The sequence below is a fragment of the Membranihabitans marinus genome (assembly GCF_019802045.1).
GTDB classification, from domain to species: Bacteria; Bacteroidota; Bacteroidia; order Chitinophagales; family Saprospiraceae; genus Membranihabitans; species Membranihabitans marinus_A.
On record NZ_JAHVHU010000010.1, the window covers coordinates 83,861 to 110,078 of the forward strand.

The 26,218-nt window shown below is 40.9% G+C and carries 17 protein-coding genes; 3 read left to right on the plus strand and 14 right to left on the minus strand.

Features of this window, described 5'->3' with window-relative positions; translation table 11 throughout:
• Nucleotides 1-124 precede the first annotated feature (124 nt).
• The 5 genes from KUV50_RS11530 to KUV50_RS11550 are packed head-to-tail and all read right to left on the minus strand — an operon-like array spanning nt 125 to nt 8,428.
• Entirely contained in the window at nt 125-805 is a 681-nt protein-coding gene (locus KUV50_RS11530) for a DUF4998 domain-containing protein (protein WP_222580308.1), read from the minus strand.
• A gap of 22 nt (nt 806-827) precedes the next feature.
• Entirely contained in the window at nt 828-2,006 is a 1,179-nt protein-coding gene (locus KUV50_RS11535; protein WP_222580309.1) for a DUF4959 domain-containing protein, read from the minus strand.
• Between the two features lie 18 nt (nt 2,007-2,024).
• Entirely contained in the window at nt 2,025-3,923 is a 1,899-nt protein-coding gene (locus tag KUV50_RS11540) for a RagB/SusD family nutrient uptake outer membrane protein (protein WP_222580310.1), read from the minus strand.
• A 4-nt stretch (nt 3,924-3,927) separates the two neighbouring features.
• On the minus strand, nt 3,928-7,437 hold the full coding sequence (locus tag KUV50_RS11545; protein WP_222580311.1) for a SusC/RagA family TonB-linked outer membrane protein: 3,510 nt from the start codon (nt 7,435-7,437) through the stop codon (nt 3,928-3,930).
• A gap of 49 nt (nt 7,438-7,486) precedes the next feature.
• On the minus strand, nt 7,487-8,428 hold the full coding sequence (locus KUV50_RS11550) for a FecR family protein (protein WP_222580312.1): 942 nt from the start codon (nt 8,426-8,428) through the stop codon (nt 7,487-7,489).
• Nucleotides 8,429-8,646: 218 nt separating this feature from the next.
• Between KUV50_RS11550 and KUV50_RS11555 the strand changes: the two genes are divergently transcribed.
• Nucleotides 8,647-9,171, plus strand: a complete 525-nt coding sequence (locus tag KUV50_RS11555) for an RNA polymerase sigma factor (protein ID WP_222580313.1) — start codon at nt 8,647-8,649, stop codon at nt 9,169-9,171.
• Between the two features lie 185 nt (nt 9,172-9,356).
• On the opposite strand, the gene KUV50_RS11560 is transcribed toward KUV50_RS11555, so the two are convergent.
• The 8 genes from KUV50_RS11560 to KUV50_RS11595 all read right to left on the minus strand — a co-directional run bounded on the left by KUV50_RS11560 (nt 9,357) and on the right by KUV50_RS11595 (nt 23,374).
• Nucleotides 9,357-11,273 (minus strand): RagB/SusD family nutrient uptake outer membrane protein, encoded by a 1,917-nt coding sequence (locus KUV50_RS11560; protein WP_222580314.1) that lies wholly within the window; start codon nt 11,271-11,273, stop codon nt 9,357-9,359.
• A gap of 29 nt (nt 11,274-11,302) precedes the next feature.
• Nucleotides 11,303-12,640: a SusC/RagA family TonB-linked outer membrane protein gene (locus tag KUV50_RS11565; protein ID WP_222580315.1), complete on the minus strand. Its 1,338-nt coding sequence runs from the start codon at nt 12,638-12,640 to the stop codon at nt 11,303-11,305.
• A complete protein-coding gene (locus tag KUV50_RS11570; protein ID WP_222580316.1) occupies nt 12,637-14,400 on the minus strand; it encodes a SusC/RagA family TonB-linked outer membrane protein in 1,764 nt (587 codons plus the stop codon). The genes KUV50_RS11565 and KUV50_RS11570 overlap by 4 nt, the downstream gene beginning before the upstream one ends.
• A gap of 115 nt (nt 14,401-14,515) precedes the next feature.
• A complete protein-coding gene (locus KUV50_RS11575) occupies nt 14,516-15,199 on the minus strand; it encodes a fibrobacter succinogenes major paralogous domain-containing protein (RefSeq protein WP_222580317.1) in 684 nt (227 codons plus the stop codon).
• 113 nt (nt 15,200-15,312) lie between these two features.
• Complete coding sequence (locus KUV50_RS11580) at nt 15,313-17,295, minus strand: RagB/SusD family nutrient uptake outer membrane protein (RefSeq protein WP_222580318.1); 1,983 nt, start codon at nt 17,293-17,295, stop codon at nt 15,313-15,315.
• A 20-nt stretch (nt 17,296-17,315) separates the two neighbouring features.
• Nucleotides 17,316-20,312, minus strand: a complete 2,997-nt coding sequence (locus KUV50_RS11585) for a SusC/RagA family TonB-linked outer membrane protein (protein ID WP_222580319.1) — start codon at nt 20,310-20,312, stop codon at nt 17,316-17,318.
• 693 nt (nt 20,313-21,005) lie between these two features.
• Entirely contained in the window at nt 21,006-22,346 is a 1,341-nt protein-coding gene (locus KUV50_RS11590; protein WP_222580320.1) for an MFS transporter, read from the minus strand.
• Nucleotides 22,347-22,432: 86 nt separating this feature from the next.
• On the minus strand, nt 22,433-23,374 hold the full coding sequence (locus tag KUV50_RS11595) for a hydrogen peroxide-inducible genes activator (RefSeq protein WP_222580321.1): 942 nt from the start codon (nt 23,372-23,374) through the stop codon (nt 22,433-22,435).
• Between the two features lie 102 nt (nt 23,375-23,476).
• On the opposite strand from KUV50_RS11595, the gene KUV50_RS11600 reads away from it, so the two are divergent.
• Together KUV50_RS11600 and KUV50_RS11605 are read left to right on the plus strand one after the other, a co-directional pair.
• Nucleotides 23,477-24,046 (plus strand): peroxiredoxin, encoded by a 570-nt coding sequence (locus tag KUV50_RS11600; RefSeq protein ID WP_222580322.1) that lies wholly within the window; start codon nt 23,477-23,479, stop codon nt 24,044-24,046.
• Nucleotides 24,047-24,057: 11 nt separating this feature from the next.
• Nucleotides 24,058-24,639, plus strand: coding sequence for a carboxymuconolactone decarboxylase family protein (locus tag KUV50_RS11605; RefSeq protein WP_222580323.1), 582 nt, complete (start codon nt 24,058-24,060; stop codon nt 24,637-24,639).
• A gap of 425 nt (nt 24,640-25,064) precedes the next feature.
• On the opposite strand, the gene KUV50_RS11610 is transcribed toward KUV50_RS11605, so the two are convergent.
• Nucleotides 25,065-26,165 carry a DUF3810 family protein gene (locus KUV50_RS11610; RefSeq protein WP_222580324.1) on the minus strand — a complete coding sequence of 367 codons (1,101 nt, stop codon included), beginning with the start codon at nt 26,163-26,165 and terminating at the stop codon, nt 25,065-25,067.
• Nucleotides 26,166-26,218 lie beyond the last annotated feature (53 nt).

Sequence of the window (26,218 nt, forward strand, 5' to 3'; positions counted from 1 at the left end):
AAAATTATCATGATCCATCCTAGCAGTATTCGAGTTATTCATATCTATTAAATAATCATACTACTAGAAAGTACAAACATGACTACAGTGAAAGAGAGGTAAACACCAATTATCCAACTTATTGTCATTCAATAAGAAACTTTTCTGGCTCAGTAAAAAATGTATCCAATGCGGTCGTATCCGGTAAAAATGCCGAAACCATTTCAAATGATTGCCCAATAGGATAATCAGACAAGACGTCTTCAGAAGATTCCCGATTGATCACCTTCGTTATCATTGAGTCCCGAATTGATTCATAGGTTACGATAGAATATACTAATTCCTCCTCAGCTGGGCTCCAATTCAAAATCACTTGATTTTCATCAACTACAGAATATGAACTATAGCTTCGATTCAATAAAGATCTTTGATACCGATCACCATAAACCTCACTAATCAACCTAGAAGGAACCGAACTGTTTCTGTACTTGTCAAAAATTATTACTTCGAATTCATGCGTTTTTTCTTCAAGATTTTCAATGGTTAATTGGACAGTGTCTACGTAAATTGATTTTTCGAGTATTCCTGAAATTGAATCCCGTTTATTGTTCCAATACACAGCATATTGATGTACTTTAGGATCAGCAATCAGCAACCAAGTCAATTCTGCCCTATTATATCCTCCGCGAACCTGTAAGGAATCTGCTTTTGACACATAGATTGTTTCACCATCCTTAACAAAATCCCAATAGGTATCTTCCATCGATTCACATCCAGTTAACCAAATTGCAGCACTGAAAAAAAATATGATTAGATTATTATTCACGTTAATTAAATTTTTAAGTTTCTTATTCATCTACTTGACCCCACAAGGTTAACTCCAAAGCACACATATATTGAACATTACCCCATGTTTCCAACGCCTTAAATCTGACATATCTATATGATTGGTCGGAGGATTGAAAAGAAAAATCTTCTCCTTCTGCATTTCTTTTAAGATCTGCATCTGAAAGTTGGCCTACTGGAAGCTCTGACGGTTTGATAGATTCAAAGTCACCCAACAAGTCCCATTTATTCCAGTCTGTAGAAGGTGAATTAGAACCATATATCTGAAACAACCGTGGAGAACAGCTCCCATACCTCCAGGTGTTACTATGGGATACTTGATTTAGCTTCATTCTACCTATAAAGTAATTTTTTCCTAAATCAATTGTTATCCAGGTAGGCATCCCTGAGGCTTCAATATTGTTTTTATTTTGAAAAAAGTATGTTCTTGATCCCGGAGTCCATAGTTGAGATAATGGGCCATACAATGGGTCGTTAAAATCATCTAACAATGCAGCATCTTTCCACAAACTTTTATCTAGCTCTTCTTCATATAAAGGTGTAAGTTCTGCAAAAAGGGTATCCGAGCTGTTTTGCCATTTATCTGTTATCCAAAATGCAAACTGAGTCGGTTTTGCCTCAAAACCTCTCACCGCATAATAAACTTCTTTAGAATTAGAATAATACCTGTCATAGTCAACCCACTCACCAATAGAATCTTTGTAAGATATATGTACTACATTGTCCACTTCATCAATATTCTTTAAATTGATCGCAACACCTCCAAAAGCTGCAGACACCTTTAGAGAATCGTATAAAGAATGAACGTATGGCCTTTCCGGATGAATTGTAACATCCACTGGTGTCGACTTATGCTCTGCCCGATTAACACCATATAGTTTTATCTGGTAGGTTTGTTCCCGCCCAAACCCTTCTAGCTCTATAAAGTTTTTAAATACAGATGATTTTACACGTTGCACATCACCTTTATCGGTTGTCCGATACTCAGCCATCACATACAACATGGAAGGGTCATCTGGTAAAGAATAATAAATTTTTGCTCCCCCAGGTTTATTTTCAACTCTAATGTTAAATATTGCTTGGGGTTGACCTCCGACGTCCACCAATGGCTTCTTCTCTTCCGCATCACAAGCAATTAATAAATAAGAAATTAGAATAAAACAAATAAATCTACCATTCATAATAAGTGCTATTTATTTTTACCATCCAGGATTCTGGATTAAATTTTTGTTTACAATTAAATCATATTCCTGGAGCGGCCAAAAATAATCTTTCAACCCAAAAGTCTGTTCGTGAAGGATTCGCTCCCTGTAAAAACCTTGTATGGATTTCTGATCTACATCCCACCCTGTGATGGGTTGATTCAACTCCACCGGTGCGGTCTTCCATCTTCGCACATCCCAAAACCGTTGACCTTCAAACGCCATATCAATCGTTCTTTCTCGCTGAATAATTTCTCTTAAACCGTTTTTTGTATTCGGTTTGCTCGGGGTTTTAGAAAAGTTTTCCCAAGATTCCAACACGCTATTCAACCCTGCTTTTTTACGAATCAAGTCGAGATACTTAAAAGCCTCAGGTCCCGGTCCTTTCACCTCATTAGCAGCCTCAGCATACAATAAATAAAGGTCACCCAATCGCAACATAACCCAAGGATATGCAATAGCAGAATAGGATTTTGGGGTTGGGTTTGTATTAGTAAAATGAATCAATTTTTTGGCATAATAGCCGGTAACAGCATGCCAACCCGTCTGTGTTTTACCGCCATATTCTCCGATTTTCAACTCGAGCCAATAGACATTATCCTCATCGTACTTGCCCTGGCCATACCATATTCCACGGTCAAAACCCAAAGAGGCATAAAACCGGGGCTCTCGGTTAAAATGAAAATTTACGGTTCTTTCTCCCGTTTTTAAATAATTTTCATCCTCCTCTAGTGCCGTAGAAATTCCAAATCGATCTCCATAATTCCAGGTTACATCTTCATCAATAGGCACCCCATTTTCAGAATAGTATTTTTCGGCAATTTTCATGGTTACTCCTGTACTCCCATTAGGCTTACTGTTTTGATTTTGTTGCTGCCAATTAAATGCCTTCGGCGCTACCCATTCTTGAAAAGATTGAGTCGTACTGTTAGTGTGGGCCCAAATAATTTCAGGGTTCCAACGCTCAGTAATAGTACCCCGATGCGTTAACTTCAGTTTTGTACTATCTGAAATATCTCTGGTCTGTTGTGTCAATTCAAATTCATACAATTGATATCCTACGGAATGCGCTAACTCAATTGCAGAATCAATGGCTTCCAATGCTCGTTCCCACTTCTCTGGTTGGTATGCCGTATTGAACAGAGCGGTTCCCTCGGAATCGACCATGCCCTGATAATCCGTATTCCCATTGAAAAGCGGGCTGGCCGCATAAGTCAGTATTTTTGCTTTTATGCCCAGAGCAATTGGTGCGGTAATCCGTCCATATTCGGTATTTTCATCTTGAATTTCTATGGGTAAATCCTGAGAAGACTCATCAATCAAATTGACAACATACTCGAACACCTCATCGACCGGTTTTCGATGTACTCGAACCTCGTCACCGGAAGCAGAAATGGGCAAGTTCTGATCAATAATCGGAATGGGGCCGTAACACTTTAACAGGTAAAAATGATAATAGGCCTTTAGAAACTTCACCTCGGCAGCCCAACGTTTCTTTTCATACTGATCCATATCCGGAACTGACTCCATATTATCTAAAAATATATTACACTGGCTGATGCCTTCCCACAAATCGGTTACACCATCGCCATTCCAATAGTCCATATGCGGATTATTCGTATTCTGTACTCCACGTGCTATCGTCCACGATCTCCACCAAACCTTATCATTAGACAACCAAAATTCATCCGCCGCATACCCCATGTTTTTATATTTATCACCTAAGTCAGGTAAATAGGAATAACACGTAAACAAATACTTTTCAGCTGCGCTGCGTAAACGAAATGCGTAATCTATAGTAGCCACATTATCAGGAACCACATCCAGGAAACTGTCGCAGGAAGAAAAAAGTATTATACAGCTAACAGTAAAAACCTTATATATAGAAGTTTTCATATTATTAAATATTTATATTTACTCCAAAATTAAACACCCGTTGCAATGGGTATCCCAAACCTCGTTGTCCCATTTCAATATCCCACAGTTTAAAATGACTGAATAAAAGCAGGTTGGTGCCACTTAAATATACCCTGACATCATCAAATTTTCCAATTCGGCCCGACTTGGGGGAAAAGGTATAGCCTAATTCTGCTTGTTTGACCCGAAGGAAAGCCCCATTGTAAAGCCACCAGGAACTCCTTTGCTGATTATTTTGATTACCGATTGTACTCAGCCGGGGCCATAATGCATAGGTGTTTTGGTTTTGTAGTGAATAATGATCATCGGCAAATGCTTTTATAATTTGACGTCCGCCTTCAAAAGGAGCGACCTGTCCCGGATCCACCCAAAAGGAGGATCGGGCAGATCCCTGAAAAAAGACAGACACATCAAAATCTTTATATCCTACAGAAAAGCCGGCACCATAAATTATTTCCGGCACCGTCGGAAAACCGATCGGGACTCGATCAAGCGAAGTAATTTGACCGTCCTGATTCACATCTTTGTACTTAATATCTCCACCAATCACGTCACCAAATGGTTGATCAGGGGAATTAGCCACTTCTTCGTCATCAATAAAAAGTCGCTCAGCAATATATCCCCATTGTTTTGAAATGGGTTGACCAATGCGTGACAACCACCATTCTTTTTCATATAATGGTTCTTCATACACCTTAAATTGACTTGTCGCGTAGGTGAAATTTCCACGAACTTGAAGCCAGAAGGAATTACGGTGCGTATACGTATAATCAGACATGATATCCATTCCGCCTCCGGATGCGGCCCCCACATTGGCACGAACAGGAGCTGTCAGACCCATCGTAGACGGAATATCGATCCGCGACATTAAGATATTCGCTCGCTCCTCCGTGAAAAAATCTGCCTGAATATTTAAATTCTCAAACAAACTGGCTTCGATCGATAAATTCGCTTTTTTCGAAACCTCCCAGGTTACATCGGGATTTGAATAGCGAGTAACATTCACGCCGTTGCGTGAATAGGGATTAATCTGCCCAAACCTAAAACCTTGTGCACCAGCGTTCATATTCACATTGGACAAATAGAAGAAACGGTCTGAGGCACTTCCAATGGCATCATTTCCAACCAATCCATAGGTTGCTCTAATCCGTAAATTATTGACTATATCTTTTAATGGCAACCAAAAATCTTCGTTGGAAATGCTCCATGCAAATCCAACAGAAGGGAAAAAACCATAGCGGTGATTTTTATCGAATTTCTCTGATCCATTGTATCCAAAATTGAATTCCCCGTAATATCGCTCGTCATAAGAATAAGTCAAACGACCAGAAACTCCAAAGTTTCTTCGGGGTAAAGAAAGTTGTAGACTTGAAGCTCGAGCTGTGATGGATGACCTCAATATATTCACCAGAAGACCGCTAAGTGAATGCTTGTCAGCAAATGTACGGTTGTAATTGAGGGCAGACTCCATGTAAAATACGTTCTCTTGCTGCCGGTTGTTATCATTCAACCTAAAGCTCAAAAACTCTTCACCCGTGCTTTCATTAAAGTTTTCTATGCTGTATTCTCCGGAAAATTTATCAAAGTCGGACAGTTCATAGTAGAAAGGTTTATAAGACCTTTCAATATCAAACCTGGAGGTTCGGTTCGTATTGAACATGGTGCGAAACGACAAGCCTTCGGTAATGAAATTCAGGTCTTGTTTGATTTCCATCTGTGCCAACATCAATGATCTTTGGTAATCCCGATATCCCTTGACCATATTAGCATATGGGTTAATAAAAGGGCGGTCAGAGACCCCTCCAAACAAAATATGATTGATGTGCTGATGCTTTTGACCCCGCTCATAGAACGGTAAAAAATCAACTGGATTGGAGCGTATGACTTGATTATAAACAGTGGATCCACCGTCCAAAGGTCCTTTATAATCATCAAAATTACCGTTCAATCGAACGATCAATTCTGTAGAAGGGGATAGATTAATATTCACATTTGCACGGAGGGTGTAGGTCTTTAAGTCAATGTTATTATTAAAATTATTAATCCCGTTGACCTTCAGGGTTCCATTGTCCTGCGCGACCGACCCTGCCACGTAATACCGGGCAATTTTCCCTCCCCCACGCACATTTAGATTGTGTCGATGGTTGACCGTTCTATCTTTAAATAATTCATCCCTCCAGTCCACCGATGGAAAAATGACCGAATTGGGATTTTTTCTGGTTTCATTGATTTTCTCCTGGCTATATAGTGGTATTGAAAATGGATCCCGGGCGAACAAGGCTTCATTATATAACTCCATATAAGTGACCGGATCCGCCAATTCTACATTGGACGTTGGTGACGACATCGAAAGTTCAGAGCGAAGTGATATCTGTACTTTGCCCTCTACCCCCTCCTTCGTAGTTACGTAAATCACGCCATTAGCTCCACGCGCCCCATACAAAGCGGTGGCGGTAGCATCCTTCATGATCGAAAAATTCTCGATATCATCCGGTCGTAATCGCGCTAATTCCGTGACGCCCAGTTCCACCCCGTCAATCAAGATGAGGGGATTAACCTTACCTACTCCAAATGAGGTGACGCCTCGAATAAAAAATTCTGCATTATCCTGACCGGGTTCGCCACTTCGTTGATAGGAGATAACTCCTGCGGCTTGCCCAGCCAAAGCCGTCGTCAAATTACTCGCAGGCACTTTAAGATCCGCAGGACTAATCGAAGTTACGGCACCGACCATGTCTGTCTTTTTTTGTTTTCCAAAAGCGACCACGACCACTTCATCCACTAATGCTGCATCCGGCTGTAGTGTAATATTGATCGTTGTCCGACCATCCACTTTCACTTCCTGGGTTTTGTATCCAATATAAGATATGACCAGGGTCGCATTTTCATTAACATCGATTAATTCAAACTTTCCATCAAGGTCCGTGGCGGCCCCTTTATTGGTTCCCTTCACCTGAACATTGACTCCGATCAATGGTTCTCCTTCCTGATCTGTTACGATACCACTAATATTGGTAGCTACTTTTTTAATCATTCGTTCAGCAGAAACCATTCTTTTGTTCAGTGGGATTTTGGATATCGGCCTCAAACTGTTCCGAACCTGTTTTTTTTCGGGTCCATCAGCGATAATATGCTCAAAGTGTTTCACCATTTCTTTCAGTGACTCCAAGCCCTTTTTATCATTTTGATACAAAATCACAAACCGACGATCGTACAATTTAAATTTCAAATCAGTCTCACGCAGCACCCCGGTTAATGCCTCTTCGACAGACTGACTGTGGTTCGTCTGATACTCGACTTTTATATCTTCCACAAGACTGTGGTCAAAGGTGAAGTAGACATTGTATTCCTTACTAATCATACTAATCGCTTCCACCAACAACATCTGCTTTTTATGAGATGGATCATTTTCCACCTCCGCACTCCACGCCACGGATACTTGCGTAAAAATGAGTCCAAGAAGCAACACACCCGGGAATAAAAATTTCTTCATGATTATCTTTCTTTATCTTGGTTATTTGGTTGATGCATTTAAACCTTAACTATTTACTTTCTATATAATATTTACCATCTATTTCCTGTATAGCCACTTTCATCGCCAATTCAAGTGACTGTTTGGTAGCTTCCCAATCCATGTAGGGTACGCCGACATCCATTACTTTATCATTCAGCGCACTATCCACACAGATCAATTCAACCCCGTAAATATCGCTGAGTTCGGGTATAATCCTGTTCAAAGGTTGTTCTTGAAAACTAATCACCCCTGTTTTCCAAGCCGCAGCAGATCTCAATGTCTCCATTTCCGTTTTCTCGATCTTTTGAGAAATCGATTCATATTCTATTTTATCCCCTGGAACCATGGCCAGTTCCTCCACACCAGGCAATGCGAGCTGGACCTTTCCTTCCTCAAGGTATACCTTAGTATCTCCCCTCCGGTTTGACACATTGAATGAGGTACCCAGTACTTTCACCACTACATCTCCGGTATTTACTTCAAATTTTTGGGCCTTATATTTTGCGACTTCAAAAAAAGCTTCCCCATCAAGGGTTACCGATCGGATTCCTGTTCTTTTCCAGTTCGTACTCCAGGTTAATTCAGAGTTGGCGTTCAATGTGACCTGACTCCCATCCGGAAGCTCAATCATCTGACGTTCTCCAAAATCAGTATGATAGTGAACCTGACCAGAATTGGAAGTAAACCACCAAACAGTACCGGCAGCAATTAATAGCGCAATAGCTGCAGCTACCTTCCACATTGAGGTTCTGGAAACTATCTGTTTTTTAGAAATTGATTTTGGAATTTGATCCTTGCCATCCTTTAATCCAGCAGAGAAATTCTTCCAATCCTGATCAACGTCCGCATCGATTAGAGCATAAAATTCCGGATTAATATCCAATAACCGCGTCATTTCCTCTACTTCGTGAACCGTAGAAGTACCATTTTTATATTTGATTAGCAGTTCTTGAAATTCTTTTTTATACATACCATTTGTTTATTCAACGCCATAAGTTTTATCTCACAACCTTAAAGTATTTACTATCTGGCGATCTATATACAGGTAAACTCCATTGGGTCAAAAAGAGACTAGTTAAATCCTAAAAATTTTTTAATAATCTTAAATTATCCCTACATTTGGGCATGATAACAAGATCACTGACTTAAGTCCTAGCCCCAAGTTTTGAACTTGTTAACTATGTGAAGATGGAAGAATTAGTGCAACAATACCGGAACCGAATTTATGGTTTCCTTCTGAAATATGTGAAGATCCCGGAACAGGCAGAGGACCTGACACAGGATGTTCTGATTAAGCTATGGAAGAATCGGAATCGAATTCTATCAATGGAAGATCAGGAAGCTTACATACTAGCTGTTACCCGCAACCAGGTGCGAGATCATTTTAAGAAAATGACGAGAGAGGAATCCTACCTCCAGGAAGTCATTCTACATATGCCTACGCAAAATAGCAATGAGTACGCTATAATCCAGCGTCATGAATTGCAAGAATCCATCCAATCTGTCGTGGCTGAACTCCCACAACGACAGCAAGAGGTTTACAAGCTCTTTTACGACAAAGGAAAATCCCTGAAAGAGATCGCTATAGAATTGAACATTTCACCCTATACCGCTAAAAACCACCGGGCTCAGGCACTTAAGTTTATACGTTCTCGCATCAATCCGGAAGCATTTTTGACCGGTGCCATGATTATATTCCTCTTACTAGGCTAAAACATCAGGTCTAAGCGCATAATACTTCTCAAGACAAGTTTAACGCTGTGCGATCAGAGAATAGGTCGTCATTGACCACTAGTTTCACGCCTATGTTGTCTACTGTGTCATTCTAAAGGAGCATATGATATGTTTGGGCACAAAAAACATAAATAAGTCTCGGAACAAGGCATTGTTACCTATCTTTATTCATACCCCGGATTCTGCTCCAATTGCGGCGCTTTATTCAATTCTACAATAGATATGGGCAACCAATATTGACGATCCTCCCAAATTCGTTCATCAGCTAGTACATCTGTATTGTGAATATACATGGACACACCATCATTAAAGTGATACACTTTCATCGGATGGTGATTCTGCACAGCATCATCAGCGATCATCCATTTGCGAATCATGTACCAACGATCTCCCTCGGCCAACATTTCGATCATTCGTTCATGTCGATACCATTCCCGGGCCTTAGCTTGATCATTGGTGACCCGGTCAGGCAAACCAGCTCGGTTACGTATTTGATTCACAGCATTCAATCCTTCCTGTACTTCGCCTAGTTCAATACATGCTTCAGCATAGTCTAACAAAACTTCAGCATACCGAAATTCTAACCAGCTGTTTTCATTGTTGTTTTGTTCACCATTCAGGCCAATGTCCAGCATTTTCCGCAGATAATACCCTGTTTTGGTACCATTCCAAGCCTGGTTTGCAGCTGACCTTGTATCATATCCACCAGTAATCAAAGGCTCGAGTTGATCTATGGCATTGTTCTTTTCACTCAGTCCTTTCCCCAACAAATCAGCACCCGGTGCATCCACAAAATAACTGGCTTCGATTTTATCATTAGTTGCTGCACGTTCCTGCCATGGGGCACCGTCAAACAATACGTATGCATAAAACCGCGGTTCACGTCCCACATAGGGATTGCGTTCGGGCTCAGCTAATAGCTGTGCGTTGGTAAATTCGCGATACACCATATTCCCCTCGTCAAATCGATCCCATTCAAACGGACGTCCATCTTTCATTTCAAATTTCCGAACCATGCTTTCCAAGGGTTCATTATTCCCCCAGTTATTGTACCCGTTTGGCCCCCAATATAGGTTGTTACGGGCTCTATTACCTTGTTTATTGAGATATTGAATACCCCAAATCACTTCATCGTTCCAGGCTCCCTTTTGCATAAACAGATCATAATATACCTGGGCGTAGGATTGCACTTCGTCTTCGGTCATATTTTCCGGGGGGTCCTCTGTACTGCCTGCAAGTGCATAGGTACCATAATTCTGATCGATAATTGATTTGGCAGCTTGTTTGGCGTCTTCCAAGCGCTGCTGCCGATTCCCTTCCTGAAAAGACACTAAAGGATTGGAAGGAGCATACCCTCCATTCGTCAATTCACCAGCCACAAAACTCAGTAATCTGGATTTTAGAGCAGCAGCGGCACCCTTCGTAGCTCGCCCTTGCTCTGTATCATTTTTTAAGGGTAAACCAGAAATCGATTGTTCCAGATCCATTAAAATAAAATCGACAGTTTCATTCAAAGTTGCTCTTTTTTGTGCGGTTAGATCATCATCCAATTCAAATTTCTTATCGACCAGCACGACGCCGCCATATGATCGTAATAAATTCGTATAATTAAAGGCACGAATAAAAAGAGCTTCTGCTTTTATCTGCGCTAAAAGTTTTTCTTCCTCACTATTCGATACGGGAACTTCATCGATGTTACTCAACAAAGTATTTACATTTTTGATGCTATTGTACATATAAGACCAATTCAAAAAACCGAAACGCCAATTTCCAAAATGCCCCATATCATCAGAAGTCAGGGTTCCTTTTAAAAAATTAATCTGTCCGGCACGATGGATATTCAAAAGTTCGTCCGTAGATGAAGACAGTAAATCTTCGCGCATGCCAAGTACTTCCTCTCGACCACCGCCCATATCATCGTAACATTGCCACAAAAATGCTTCCACGAGATTAATATCATCAAATAAAGTTTCTTCATTAAACGAATCCACCGGCTTCTGCTCTAGTAAATCTGTCTGGCAACTGAATAACCCAATTGTGAAAAGGAATGCCAGAGAAAATAATAGTATATGGGTTCTCATATTTTTTGGTTTTATTATTACTCAATTCATTAAAAGGTAATGTATGCACCCAGTGCAAAGGTCTTCATGGCCGGATAAGATTCCGGATCTGCAATTTCAGGATCGTAATTTTTTTGTTTGCTATAAATCAAAAACAAATTATTCCCGGAAAGAAACAAACTCGCACCGGCGATCCCTACCTGATCCATCCAGGTATCGGGAAATTTATACCGCAAAACGGCATTTTTCAATCGCGCATAAGCCATATTATCGTACCAATAGGTACTGCTATTACTAATGTATGACCAATATTGATCTCCCCGGTGAAATGGGCGGGCATTGGTTGCCTGGGTTGTTTCAGGTGTCCAATAATCGGTAGCCATCCAGCTATAAACATTTTGACCAATCCCGCGATTCCCACTAATGGAAGATACATAATAATCTCCCTGTCCCTGAACCAGGATAGAGAGCCCCCAATTTTTATAGTTAAGGTCCAGTTTTACGCCATAAAACGTAGTTGGAAAATCAGTTTTATCTAATAGAATTCGATCTTCAGAATTAATCACACCATCGCCATTGTAATCCTCAAATATGACATCCCCCGGTTTGGCACCATTCCAGTGCGGATAACCGGCTACATCAGCCTCCGTCCGAAATATCCCGATCGCATTGTACACGAGGTCTGCTCCGTACGCATGACCGGTACGTCGTTGCCAGGGAACCGCACGTTCTGGTTCGTCCATAAAAACCACCTCATTTTTGCTCCATCCAATGTTTCCCGATACTGTAATCATCCACTCTTTCGACACCGATGAATTATATCCTCCTTCCAGCTCAAAACCTTTATTGTCTACGATAGCAATATTTTCATCGGGAAGGGCCAACCCGGAATAATCCGGTACAGAGGCGTTTCTCGAAGTAAGGATATCCGATCGACGGTTGTAGAATACATCTGCATTAAAAAAGAATGCATTGTCCAAAAATTCTGATTCAAACCCGATATTGTAAGTTTTTTGCTTTTCCCAGGTGATATTTGGATTTGCCAGACTGGCTTGTGAAATTTTCGTTTTCACCTCTCGGTCACTCCCAATCGTCATTCCCGTTCCGAGTGTGTATTTATTAATATATTGAAAAGCAGCCCCGGGATCCATCCCCATTTCTCCGTAACTCAATTTAAGCTTGAAATAATTGATCGCCGCTAAATTAGCTTGCCAAAAAGGCTCTTCCGATGCACGCCATCCCAACAGCAATCCGGGGAAGTTCCCCCATCGGCTTTTGGGAGGAAACTTCAATGAACCATCTCGTCGGAATATAAACTCTGCCAGATATTTACCTTGAAAATTATAATTCAATCGACCAATCCAGGAACTACGTGCATAAATATTCAAATACCCATCATTGTCTTTGTCCTTTTCCCCCCCCCGGCGCCCAGCGTCTGGACCAAATCAGAGATAAAGAATTTCCTATAAGCATTAAATCCATTGGATTTCACTTGAAACTGTTCAAATGCTCCAAACATCGAAAAAGAGTGATTATCAAAACTTTTGCTGTAATTTGCATGAAATTGGGCCATGGTGTTGATGTCCCGGCCATATCTATCTGTCAGTTCCGGGGAGTCCAGTCCACGTTTCCGGGGCTGCAGATCCATACGGGTGATAAAACCATCGGCGTCTCTGACGGCTGATTCCCAATCTGCATAATACAGGGTCCATGGTTTTTTAAAGGTTTTGTTATAAGCATTATTCAAATCAAGCGTATAAAAAGCACCTATATCAAGCCCGGGTACAAATTCGGGTTGAATCGAAGTCTTCAGTGTAATTTGATTTTTGTAATTATTGAGCTCATCATACCCTGCGACAAAACTGGAATTAACAACAGGATTAACTCCACCCTCGAAGTCTGGCCCCGGTTCACCGGTTGGCCAAAAGGCTGGTTCAGTAGGCACCACTAAGGATGCCCAACCTACAAGTTGGTACGTGCTTGTTGTCGGGTACTTTCGATCCGTTATAAAACCGGCATAATTCACAGATGCAGTCAACCAGTTATTGATCGGAACATCTACATTTGCCCTTAAATTATATTGCTTGTAATTGGTTGATTCCTGCGCATAAAAAGCTTCTTCATTTTTGAAGCCTGCCGATATAAAGTAGGATAGATTATCTGATCCACCAGACAGTGACAAATGATGCTTAGAGGTCGTGGTCCAATCCCGAACCAATTCATCCATCCAATTGGTTCGAGGATGCTCCCAGGGATCATTCCCGTTTTCATATAATTCGATATCACGATCGGAATACAACCTGCTAAGACCTTCATAATTCTGATAATCACTTATATAGCGGGCATATTGAGCTGCTCCGGCTGGTTCTGGTAGTATCGTAGGCGTCAGATATCCCTGATACAGTTGATAGTTTAGGCGGGTGCCTTCTTGTGTACCTGATTTTGTTGTCACCAGAATTACACCGTTGGCTGCACTAGAACCATAAATAGCAGCAGCAGCGTCTTTCAACACAGATATACTTTCGATGTCATTGGGGTCGATTTCATTTAAACTTCGATTGGGAATCCCATCAATGACCACCAAAGGGCTCGTTTGTCCGGCACCTCCCAGGGTAGACCTACCACGTACTAATATTCGAGCACTGTTTCGTCCTGGTTCACCTGAACCCTGCATCACGACGGATCCGGGAAGTCGACCTGATATCGCATTAGTCAAATCCGGAGCTGGAATCGCCTCGATATCACTTCCAGAGATAGCGGTGACCGATCCAATGACATTTGCCTTCTTTTGCTTTCCATACCCCACAACCACAATTTCTTCCAGCAATTCAGCATCGGATGTCAGCGACACATCAATGGTGGATTGCCCATCGACAAGTACTTCCAGCGTTTGATATCCAATGTATGAAAAAACCAGCGTTGCATCTTCTGCCACATCATTTAATTCATACGATCCATCGATGTCCGTAGCGGTCCCCTTGTCGGTTCCTTTCACCTGAACATTGACCCCAATGAGTGATTCGCCATCGGTATCAGTGACGATACCGGACACAGTAATTTTCGGAAGCGCAAAACCCCACAATGGACAACTAAATAGTAGAACACCTGCTATAAGCAATGTAATTATATTTCTGTTTTTAATCATCATATATAGTATTAGGTTAGCTATGAATATTAAATTCCAATTTATAGTTTAAAACAAATCCGGCTTAAAAAACATAATTCCTGTTTATTGGAACAATTTAACGTCATAATGCATTATATTACTGGATACACCTTATCGAATATCCATCTCGTTGATCCTTCCACTCTCGTATGATTCCTTCTTTACAACAGGAGAACTTACGCACCATTCCATTACCAAAATTATCTTTAGTCGCTGTCCAAAAGACAGCAGTAGAACCTTCAGAATGAAAATTACTCCCACTAAAACATTCTCCAGTCGATTTAATCGCCAGCTGTACCTCATTCAGACCATTTCCGTCATTAGCCCATCCTACAGAATCTTTAAGGCGATGTCCAAGTCCTCCTTCTGGCCGATGTCCGAGCATGCCAACCGCATGTTTATCCATACCTAATTGGATCTCCAGCTCCTTCCAATCGTCATCCGTGGGTATTCGCCATCCAGTTGGACAGACTCCAACATCATTGGAGATGACAGCAAAATTGTATAGAACACCAAATTCATTATAGGTATTAATTTCCTCACCAGATACCAACTCAACCTTATTGTGGCGTGCGGTATCTGGATTATCGCTTTCAATATTCCCATATACATAATACATAGGTTCGGAATCCGATTGCTCCGACACTTTGTTTACGGAGGGGAGATAAGCTAAGTTTTCGGTAAACCACTTTTGGTCTCCTATTTTAATCCAGTGATACTTGGTGCCATCTCTGGAGTCAGTGATAACACCATGATCCATGTTCTTACAAGAAAGGATCATAATAGTGTTGATTAGCAACAAGAATCTAAATTGATTTCTTTTAAGCATAGACCCAGTTAATCTAACGAATCAAATCTACATGAGTACATCAATAATATTTGACGACTTTTATCTTATTGGATTGTCTGATAGCCCGGATTCTGAATAATATTCTCATTAGCTACCAATACCCGTTGTGGAATTGGTAGCACTTCATATTTATCATCTGTATCTTTGTTCTTATTCCACCACCGTCCTTTAGTATACTTCCCAAACCTTTTCAGATCAACCATTCTCCGGCCTTCCCCAATAAATTCACGCCCCCATTCATCCAACAATTCATCCATATCGAGCAATTCTGGATTTTGAACATAACTCGCTGCATTCCAAAATTCATTTATATTTCCAGATTCGGTTGTAGCTGTTCGATAGCTTATCGGCGGTTCTCGAACATCCTCGATTTCCCCATTTTCGAAACGTACTTGGCGCGTTTGTGCTTCATCAGCTCCCGGTTGAGTAAAATAAGGCCTACGGACTGCATCTAAAAGTTCAGCGGCTGCCGCCACTTCTCCTTTCCGTAATTTACACTCTGCCAAGGTATAATATATCTCAGCGAGTCGAATAACTGCAAAGTCAGAATTCCAATTTCCTGCTCCAGCTTCGAATTCATCGGGATAAATGGGGTATTTACGATATCGGAACCCGGAGTTTTCTTCACCTTTTGTTACACCTTCACCTGGATTTGCCAAATCACTTCGGACACTAGCCAATTCCTCTTTAGAAGCATTCTCTAATAAGTAAAGAAAGTTATGAGAATTCACTAGTTCTTGATACCTGGGGTCACCGCTATCTGCCCATCTGTTCGCTATTTCTGAAAACCGTCCGACCCGGTCGACCACAAAAAGCGTATCCTGACCACTTGTAAAACGCCATTCTTCGGAAGCATTATCAAATGCTGCACGTCCTTTATAAGTATGCCCGGGGACACTTTGGGTTCCGATCGAAAATATTCCCGTTCTTTCGCCTTTTTGATTGCAAAAATATGGTACTCTCCTTTCGTCTCCGTCATAATATTTTTGGTAAGGTGAACCCTGACCATACTTATCTTCAAAAAACTCTCCATCTGTGGTTTGAGAAGGTTGTAGATGCGTGCCATTACATCCATTTCCATATTCAGACCTATAAAAAAATGCTGCTTGATAATGACCTCCACAAGGAATTGTTACTCTTCTAAGTTGATTTTTCTCACAGGGGAATGCCCATAGAATTGAATTGGAGCGGTCGTTATCAAAGTTAAATTGCAGTTGCCAAGATTCATCTAAGGAATAATTACCATATTCTCCATCGATGATCCGTTGAGCGTATTCTTCAGCCTGGTCATATTTTGGTACCCCAATGGTTACATCAGCATTAAGATATAATCGTGCTAAAATCGCGGCACAAGTCGCTTGATCGATACGGCCATATAGTTCATCTTTGGTTCCGGCCTGGTGACGTCCCAATTTCGGCAAATTTTCTTTGAGTGTTTTTTCAATCCAATCAAACACTTCTGTCCCTTCTGAAGAAGGAGGACGAGCATCACCTTCGATTTCCGGGGTAAAAAGAGGAATTGTAGGTCCATAAGCATCCATCAGATATAGATGATAGAGCGCTGCCAAAACAAGCATTTCAGATTGAGCTCTCTCAATATCGCTTTTAGACAACCCAAAGCTCTCTGCTTTTGGTTTAACAACCCTTTCAAAATCATTGTATGTATTATAAGCATACCCAATTCCTTGATACATGGCCCTCCAAACTCCAAATATTTCATTGTGTAAATACGTCCACGAATGGCCGTGCAATTGGATCCATCGTGCTTGATCATAACCATGTCGGCCTTTTTGTGTCCACACAAAATGGTCTGAGCTCAATTCCGACACCTTCCACCAATCTGCATCTGAATGAAGCGCCCAAGAAGTATGCTCATATACTCGGGCGATTGCAGCAGCAACGTCACTTTGCGAATTGTAAAATGTAGAGGGAGCAATTTGATTAAAATATTCTTCATCCAAATTAGTACAGCCGTTAATAAAAAACAGAGAAGTGATCAGACAAATATTTATGTATATGCGTTTCATATCTATTAGTTTTCAATTGATTAAAAGGTAAGTTGAAGACCAAATGTAAAATTCCGAGTATCAGGATAAAAGTCCTTTTCTTCCACACCAGGTTCAAGGCCGTTTGTAGGAACTTGATCAGGATCGATCCCATCGTACCTTGTTAAAGTCAGAAGCTCCCGCGCAGAAAGATATAATCGCAAGTTTTTTAAACCAGGTATGGGATCAAAAGTATATCCAATCGTCGCAACATCCAGTTTTACAAAATCACCTTTTTGTAGAAAGTAATCCGTTACTTTTTTTGAATCATTAATCTGGTGGGTCTGTATACCATGATCTGTTGGAAAGTAAGCTTTTCGAAGAAGATTCACTCCTTCGAATGCTTTCAAGCCATAATACATGTTTTTCAAGTTAAGGATCTTATGTCCAAATGCTCCTCTGAAATATAAATTCAAGTCAAAATTTTTATACCGAAATCTATTGCTCAAGCTGGCGGTGAGCTTCGGAATCCCAGACCCTGCATGATACTTTTGATCATCTCCAGCTCCTGTAGCGGATATTTTCTCATTAGTAAACTCACCATTCTCTCCTTTTTTGTAAATCAGAAAATCTCCATTCTCATCAAAACCTGCATGCTTGAACATATAGAAAGAGCCTATATCACCTCCTTCTTCCATCAAAATAACAGGTCCGGGGTTACCTGGACTAGGCAAGCTTTTCAAATACACCTGTCCCTGTTCATAGAGATCATTGGAAAAAGAAACCAACTTATTATTATTGGTAGCTGCCACCAAACCAAGACTATATTCAAAATCTTCGCTATGAACAGGAAAAACATCTAAAGATATTTCAGCACCAGTATTACGTATAGTTCCTACATTGACAAATGTCTGAGGATGAATATTGGGTGGAACAGGTACATCATAATTCCCTACTAATCCACGTGACTCTCTATTGTACAAATCAATACTTCCACTTATTTTCGAATTTAAAATTGTAAAGTCAATTCCAGCGTTATAATTTACGGCTTCCTCCCAAGCCAAATTTGGATTGTAGTTGTTCCCCGGCCCAAATCCTTTAACCCAGTTGCCCATTATATAGTATTGACCAGCACCGGTATATAATTTTACGGCTTGATATGGTGAAAATCCTTGGTTCCCCGTCACTCCATAATCAGCTCTTATTTTTAATTCATCAAAGAAAACCTGATCATCCATAAAGGATTCTTCCGATATTCGCCACGCAGCCGACAAACCCGGAAACCATCCCCATTTATTATTCTCTCCAAACTTACTAGATCCTTCTCGACGTAGGCTGGCAGTAAAATAATATCTTTCGAGGTAATTGCCCGTAAATCGCCCGAAGAACGCAATAAGTTTCCACGAATCTTGATCAGAATCCAGCTCTGCACGTCCTTCCTTCAGGTAACTACCCTGGTCCAGATCATTGTATGACAATGCATCTGATGGAAAATCATAGTTTTTGGCTCTAAAATATTCCCAGTTATTATATTGGTATGAATATCCACCTAATAACCGTACCGTAAAATCGCGTTTATACAAAGAGTAATTTCCTGTCCATTCAAATACTTTATCTTTCCATACATCATATCTTCTTTCCGCCTCGCCCCGTCGATTACTGGAAATAGACCGTGCCGAATTGGACGGAGAAAACCAATAGTTTAGTCGGTCATCGTTTTGATAAGCATACATGACCGAAGTATTAAGGTTTTTCGTTATATTCCACTGTGCAGTGGCACTTCCACTAAAATATTTGCGCTCACCCCCACGCTCATTGTTGAGTAATTCTTCCACAGGATTGTAGGTATCAAAGCCAGCAAAATAAGCGTATTGACCAGGATTATCCGGCTCGAAAACTGGTAACGTAGGGTTCAATTGTATCGCCTGACTAAACGCCCCATAGTTTGTATACTCCTCCTTGGTAAACCGGGGCGCCGCATTCAATGTAAATTCTAGTTGGTCATTCAATGCGGTATGTCGCACGTTGAGTCTGGCACCGAATTCATTCCGGTTCGTTGCAATATCGATTCCTTCCGCATTACGGTATTGTGCCGAAGCTCTATAACTCGTATTCTCCGTAGCATTACTTAATGCCAATGAATGATTATACCATAATGGTGTCGCACGGGTAATTTTGTCTGCCCAATCCGTTCGAGCTCCTTCATCTCGCGCGATTTCCTTTTCCAAAAATTCCTCTGGGGATAACACTTCTGGAATATTTTTTACCACATCTGTAGCCAAATAACCATTATAATTCACTTGCAATCCTTGTCCGGCTTTCCCCTTTTTTGTAGTTACTATAATGACGCCATTGGAAGCCCTGGTTCCATAAATAGCAGATGCCGCACCTCCTTTTAGAACATCAATGGAAGCAATATCGTTGTTGTCAATATTTGAAAGACTGCCTCCAGGTATTCCATCTATAATGACCAAGGGTGCATTCCCAGCATTTCGTGACCCCACACCACGAATCTGGATGCTAGGACCAGCATTTGGATCGGCAGCTGCTGTGTTTTGAATATTCACGCCGGCTACCTTCCCTTGAATTTGATTCATCGGATTTATACTCGAAGTCTGTAAAAAATCTTTGCTGTCAATATGAGTTACAGCCGTAGTTAACTCCTTTTTGTCTAATGTTCCATACCCCACCGCAACAATTTGAATTTCATCCAACATAATATCTGCTGTTTCCAAAACAATATTCCAATCATTCACTTCAGCAACAACATAATCACTTGATTTCATGCCAGTATAGGATATCGTCACGGTTCCATCTTCGTCAACGTCCTCCAAAACAAATCGTCCATCTAGATCGGTAACCGTACCATTTGTGGTTCCCTTTTCTAAAATCGTTGCTCCGATTAAAGGATCTCCTTCCTCATCTTTAACTGTGCCTTCTATTGATGTTTGACTTATTCCAGCTAACACATTCCAAAAAAGTATAAAAGCTGTAACGCCCCATCTTACACCAACCCAAAAGTTTAAATTTGCAAACACACATTGTAATACTCGTTTCATATCTCTAAAAGATTAGAATATTAAAAATAGAACCTATAAATTACTTGGGGATCAGCAACCACCTTATACTATATTCCTGAATGATTTTCAGAAATTTCCTATTTATCAAAACCTAAATTAAGGAATTTATTTCAATATTACTAAGATATTACAATGATTATTTCGAAAACATTTGATTTTTTACACAATTCAGGGATTATAAAGGATTATTTTTGAGTCCAGTTCAATTATAATAATATTATTGCTTTTCTGCTATTTCATATACCCTGATAGAGATATCATTCTTTCTAGAATTCAAATCATATTATAGATGGAAATATCCGGTCAATTTATATTGACTTTCAGTTAAAACAGTTTATTTCAAATTAACTTATAAAAATTAATGCGAGGCCGCACTAGTGTTGCGTTTCATAAATATTGATAATTAAAATGGAACGAACAAAATTATGCGATTCAGAATCTAATACGACCTCTCTGAGGTCGTTAATTTGAGTGCAAATAATATATCTAATCTAATTAGACCTCTCTGAGATCTTTGACCTGCAAGGATTCTGACCCAGTCAGGGTCAGATTAGGTTAGATGTGAGTTAGAAAACCAATTCCGACCCAGTCAGGGTCGGATTAGATTGAACTCTAAGTCATTTTGAGATATATCGAGGTGTTATTTTTAGAATGACTTATGATACATAACCACTAGGCCAACTTCCCTTTTTCCACTTTTAATTTCTTAATCTCCGGAATTCCTATCATGAGGACCATCCAAGCCGTCACATACATAAACCCGGACATCACAAAGATCAACAAGTAACTGCCGGTAGCTTCGAGGACATAACCGATCACGGAAGAATACACCAACCCACCCAGCACCGCACTCATGGTAGACAACCCAGTAACGGATCCGATGGCCCGCTGCGGAAAAAGATCTGAAATCACAGTGTACACATTGGCTATCCACCCCATGTGTGCCGCCGCAGCCAGGCTAATAAGCGCGATAGCTACATAAAAACTGGAAATCTGAGAGACAAGAATAACAGGAACCACACACACCGCACATATTAATAACGCCGCTTTACGGGAGAAATTAATACTTCGGCCCATGGAAATAAATCGGGAAGATAGCCATCCTCCACCTACGCTACCCAGATCTGCAATCAAATATATCGTAATCATCGGCGCTCCGATATTCTCCAGGGTAATCCCAAATTCCTGATATAAATATTTCGGCAACCAAAACAACAAAAACCACCACGTAGGATCGGATAAAAAACGGACTAAACACACTACGATGGTTTCTCGCTTTCGAAGCACAGCAAACCAGGAAATTTTATCCGTTGAAGTTACTTCTTGCCCGGATTCAATATAATCCAATTCTTCTTTTGTGATCCGAGGATGTTTTGCGGGTTCCCGGTAGACGAGCCGCCAAAGTATAATCCAAATAAAACCCAGCATCCCCGTAACTATAAAAGCAGACTTCCAGCCATAGTTCAACGCCAGCCATGGCACCATCAATGGCGCCAGAATCGCTCCGACACTCGAACCGGCGTTGAATACACCCGCGGCAATCGCACGTTCTTTTTCAGGAAACCATTCGGCCACTGTCTTGATCGCCGCTGGAAAATTGGAGGCCTCGCCCACCCCAAGAGAAAACCGGGCTAATGCAAACCCCGATACACTCCGGGCAAAAGCATGGCCTATCCCCGCCAGGCTCCATAGTCCCACTGCCAAAGGAAAAAACCATTTTACTCCAAAACGGTCAATTAATTGTCCCATCCCCACCACACTGATGCCGTAGGCCAGTTGAAATGCAGAAACGATATAACTGTATTCAATTTCTGTCCAACCAATTTCTTCTTGTAACGTTGGCGCAAGAATACTCAAGACGCTTCGGTCCAGGTAATTAATACTGGTGGCCAGAAAAAGCAAGGCACATATTCGCCAGCGGTAGCTTCGGAATACACCTTTGATGGATGTAGTGGGGTTATTCTTAATGATCGGTTCGGTTTTTGGTTTATTAGTTTCAGCAACACTCTTCAAACAAACCCGTAAAGTAGTTAAATAAAATGAAATAATGGAAAAGAGTTTTCAACCATATATCTCCAAAAATGCTCTGAACTTAACACTTACTGCCATTCTACCACCTGTCCCTCTTTCCGATCCAGCATTGACTCAGGCAGGACAGACCGTATCGTCTCTTCGAGAACCTTAACCAGGCGTTGCTTTGCAAAATTCCGAAAAGTAGCAATGCTAACCTCCCGCATTTGAGATGGCCCTTCTATCCACTTGACCTGCCCCCGCTTCTCCGGCGATATATTGCCAATCACCATTTCCGGAATGAGCGTATAACCGCCCTGTAAATCAACCATTTTTATTAATGTTTCTATCGAACTTGTTTCAAAAGAAAAACGACGTTCATCTGACCTTCTGGATTGATTTTGGCACAAATTCAAGCTTTGATTTCGAAAACAGTGACCTTCACGCAACATCCACATTTCGTCTCCGTCCAATGCTTGGATCGAAACCTTTACCTCGTTGAAGAAGGGATGATCGGGCGAAACATATAGTGCAATATCCTCATAATAGATCGGATGCGTCATGATTTGTTTCGCATCGATCGGCGTGACGAGTATCCCCACATCCAAAGTTTCTTTTCGAAGTGCTGTAATCAGTTCTTCGGTAAGCATCTCATGAATGTGAATAGATATTCGTGGATATTTTTGATGCAGCTCCATTATAAACAAAGGGAGTAAATACGGTGAGATCGAAGGAATAATCCCCAAGTGAAGCTCCCCCTGAATTTCATTCTGATGAACATCGACCAGCTCTCCCAGTTTATCCCGTTCAGTAAGGATCGTCCGCGCCTGGGCAATAACTGCTCTTCCAATTTCAGTGGAAACAACAGGTTTTTTGGACCGGTCAAAAAGGATCACACCAAGCTCTTCTTCCATTTTTTTTATTTGCATGGAAAGCGTGGGTTGGGTTACATAACAGTGTTCAGAAGCTTTTTTAAAATTGCCATAGGTATCTAAAGCGATGATATACTCCAGCTGTACAAAGGAAAACATTGTTCAATCATTTTAATCTATAGTAATATAAAAAACATCGATTTTGTTTATCAACTATATGTCTCATATTTGCCCCTGAACGTTAAAATAATAAATTGAACTATGAATCAAAGAGTAATTAGTGTAGGAAACAAGTTTCCGGAATTTGACAAAATTTCTGTGGTAAGCCGGGAAAAAGGAAAAGAATTTAAAAACATCAAACACGATGATCATCAGCAAAGCGGTGATTGGATGGTCATGTTTTGGTGGCCGAAGGATTTTACTTTTGTGTGCCCGACCGAAATCGCAGAGTTTAATCAAAATTTTGAAGAATTTCGAGATCGCGATGCCTATCTGATCGGCGCATCAACCGATTCCGAATTCGTACACCTGGCCTGGCGAAATGATCACGAAGATTTGCGTGACTTGAAATTCCCCATGTTGGCCGATACGTCTAAAAGCCTCGCTGAAGAGCTTGGCATCCTTGAACAAGAGGAAAAAGTTGCTTTGCGTGCAACCTTTATTGTCGACCCACAGGGAATTATCCGCTGGGTGTGTGTTAACGATCTCAATGTAGGACGTAATGTCAAAGAGGTGGTTCGAGTCTTAGATGCCCTGCAGACGGATGAATTGTGCCCGTGCAACTGGGAAAAAGGAGAAGAGACCTTGACGGAGTCATTGTCATTAAACTAAAATCAGCGACTATGTTAAACGATATTAAAAATGATTTGACCGCAGCACTGGATCTAAATCAGGACAGTGCATTGCTGGATCAATTGGTGGCTGGGGAATCCCGGTACATCAAGGATTTAAAACTAAACTTTAAAACAGCGCTCCAGGTTGATCCGGACCAGGATGGACTGAATCAAAAGGAATCACATCTGATCGGTTTAGCTATAGCAGCTAATAATAAAAATCAATCACTGGTCAAGTATTTCACAGAGAAATCTCGTGAATTGGAGGCCTCTGAAGGTGAAATCGCTGAATCTGTGGCTTGTGCGTCCTTGCTAAGTGCAAATAATATATTGTACCGATTTCGCCATTTTGTAGAATCTGATAATTATCAGAATATTCCAGCTCGAATCCGGATGAACATCATGGCAAAACCCGTATTGGGCAAGGAATTGTTTGAGTTGATTAGTCTAGCCGTATCCGCGGTTAATGGCTGCGAAGCTTGTGTCAAATCACATGAACAATCTGTCAAAAATCTGGGTTCCGGAGAAAAACGCATCTTTAGTGCAATTCGAATAGCTTCTGTAGTAACCAGTATGGATAAACTCCTTTAGTAGGAAGAAAGCTGTTAGCTTACACCAAATAGTAAATACCAAAGCCACTGCAACATGCAGTGGCTTTTTTTATATAGTTTTCAAAACCGGTCTCGATCAGTTGGAAGACACCCCATCCCGTGTATATAATAATGGACGCATGCCCATCAAAAGAAGCATAAGAGAAGTGGATTACACCTAAAAGTCATGCGACTACGATTCAGGTATAGCGGACGCTCTAAATTTTTAGATAAAAAACGGGATTAAAATGTCATTTGATGACCAGCGACTCAGCGTACCGTCCCCGATCCAAGCGCAGCGCCCCATCTATTTTCAATAAAACGACTTCGCACATCTTTCACCCCCCATGTATTTCACTCTGATGAACCTGCATTGAGGAAGAACTGCTCGTCTCTATCAATCCTATAAGAAATAGCTTTAACGAATTAAAAATTCTCTTCATACGTCAAAACCATTTTTACAAACCGATTATAGCTTTTCATGCCACCTTCTACTTTATTCAAAGAAAGGTAAGAGTCATATACAGCGTCGCGCATACGGGGCATAAATTCCGGATATCTTTCATTCAATGCCTGCCGGTCCTGCAGGTCATCCCAAACGGCGGGAGACAGACCATCCCACATCGATTGGGTAAAAGACGGACTTAGATGTCGACCATCGGACGCCATATAGAGCCACAATGCCATAGCAGAAGAATACTGCGCCAGCGGATCAGCAGAAGCTTGACTTAATAAATAACCGATAAAATTTGCTTCACCTTCATCGGTAATACCATAACCATGAGCCAGTTCATGTGCAATCACAAATGGTTTTTGAGAGACGTGCAATGCTTTATCCACATACGATTCACTTCCAAAGGGGAAATAAAAACCAGCGGTATTTAATCGCAGTAATAAGCCCGCCGGAACAAATTCTTTACACTGAGGCTGCAATCGTTTATCCAATCCGAGCGATCCATCCAATTTCGGAATGGTTTCCCGGTATCGGATGGCGTATTGCTGCGTTAATCGTTTCTCCGTTGAATCTGGCATGACCACCTTGGACCGAAGGAGATTCACACGATTTGTCTGGAGTTTCCATCGATCCTTAAAATCCATCGTATCCAGGGTCACGTATTCATCTTGAAAATAGAACTCTCCGATCGTTGAACGACCATAATTGAAGCCCCACAACCAATAAAATAAAACCACAATCAGAACCAAAGATGATAACAGAAACAATCCCCAACTGACCAATCCGCGCCGCCATCCTTCACCAGCAACTGACATAATCTGACCTATAAGAAGCACAAAACAAATAACCAAAACAACCATATAAAATGGCGTTTCAGAAAATTGCAACACCGACTGCATGGTCGTATTAACAGGAATGAAGAATCTATTATAATACCAGTGGGCCCATGTGACATCATTAAAAATCAGGAGCCCGAATACCAATGTAATCAATCCAGCCAGCAGGATAAAACAAAATAGCAAATGTTTCCGGATAAATTTTTGAACAAGTGAACCGATTTTTGATGTCTTCAAGGCAAAAAGTCTTTAATTTGTTGAATTATTCTCTGTTTTGAAAACCAATTCAA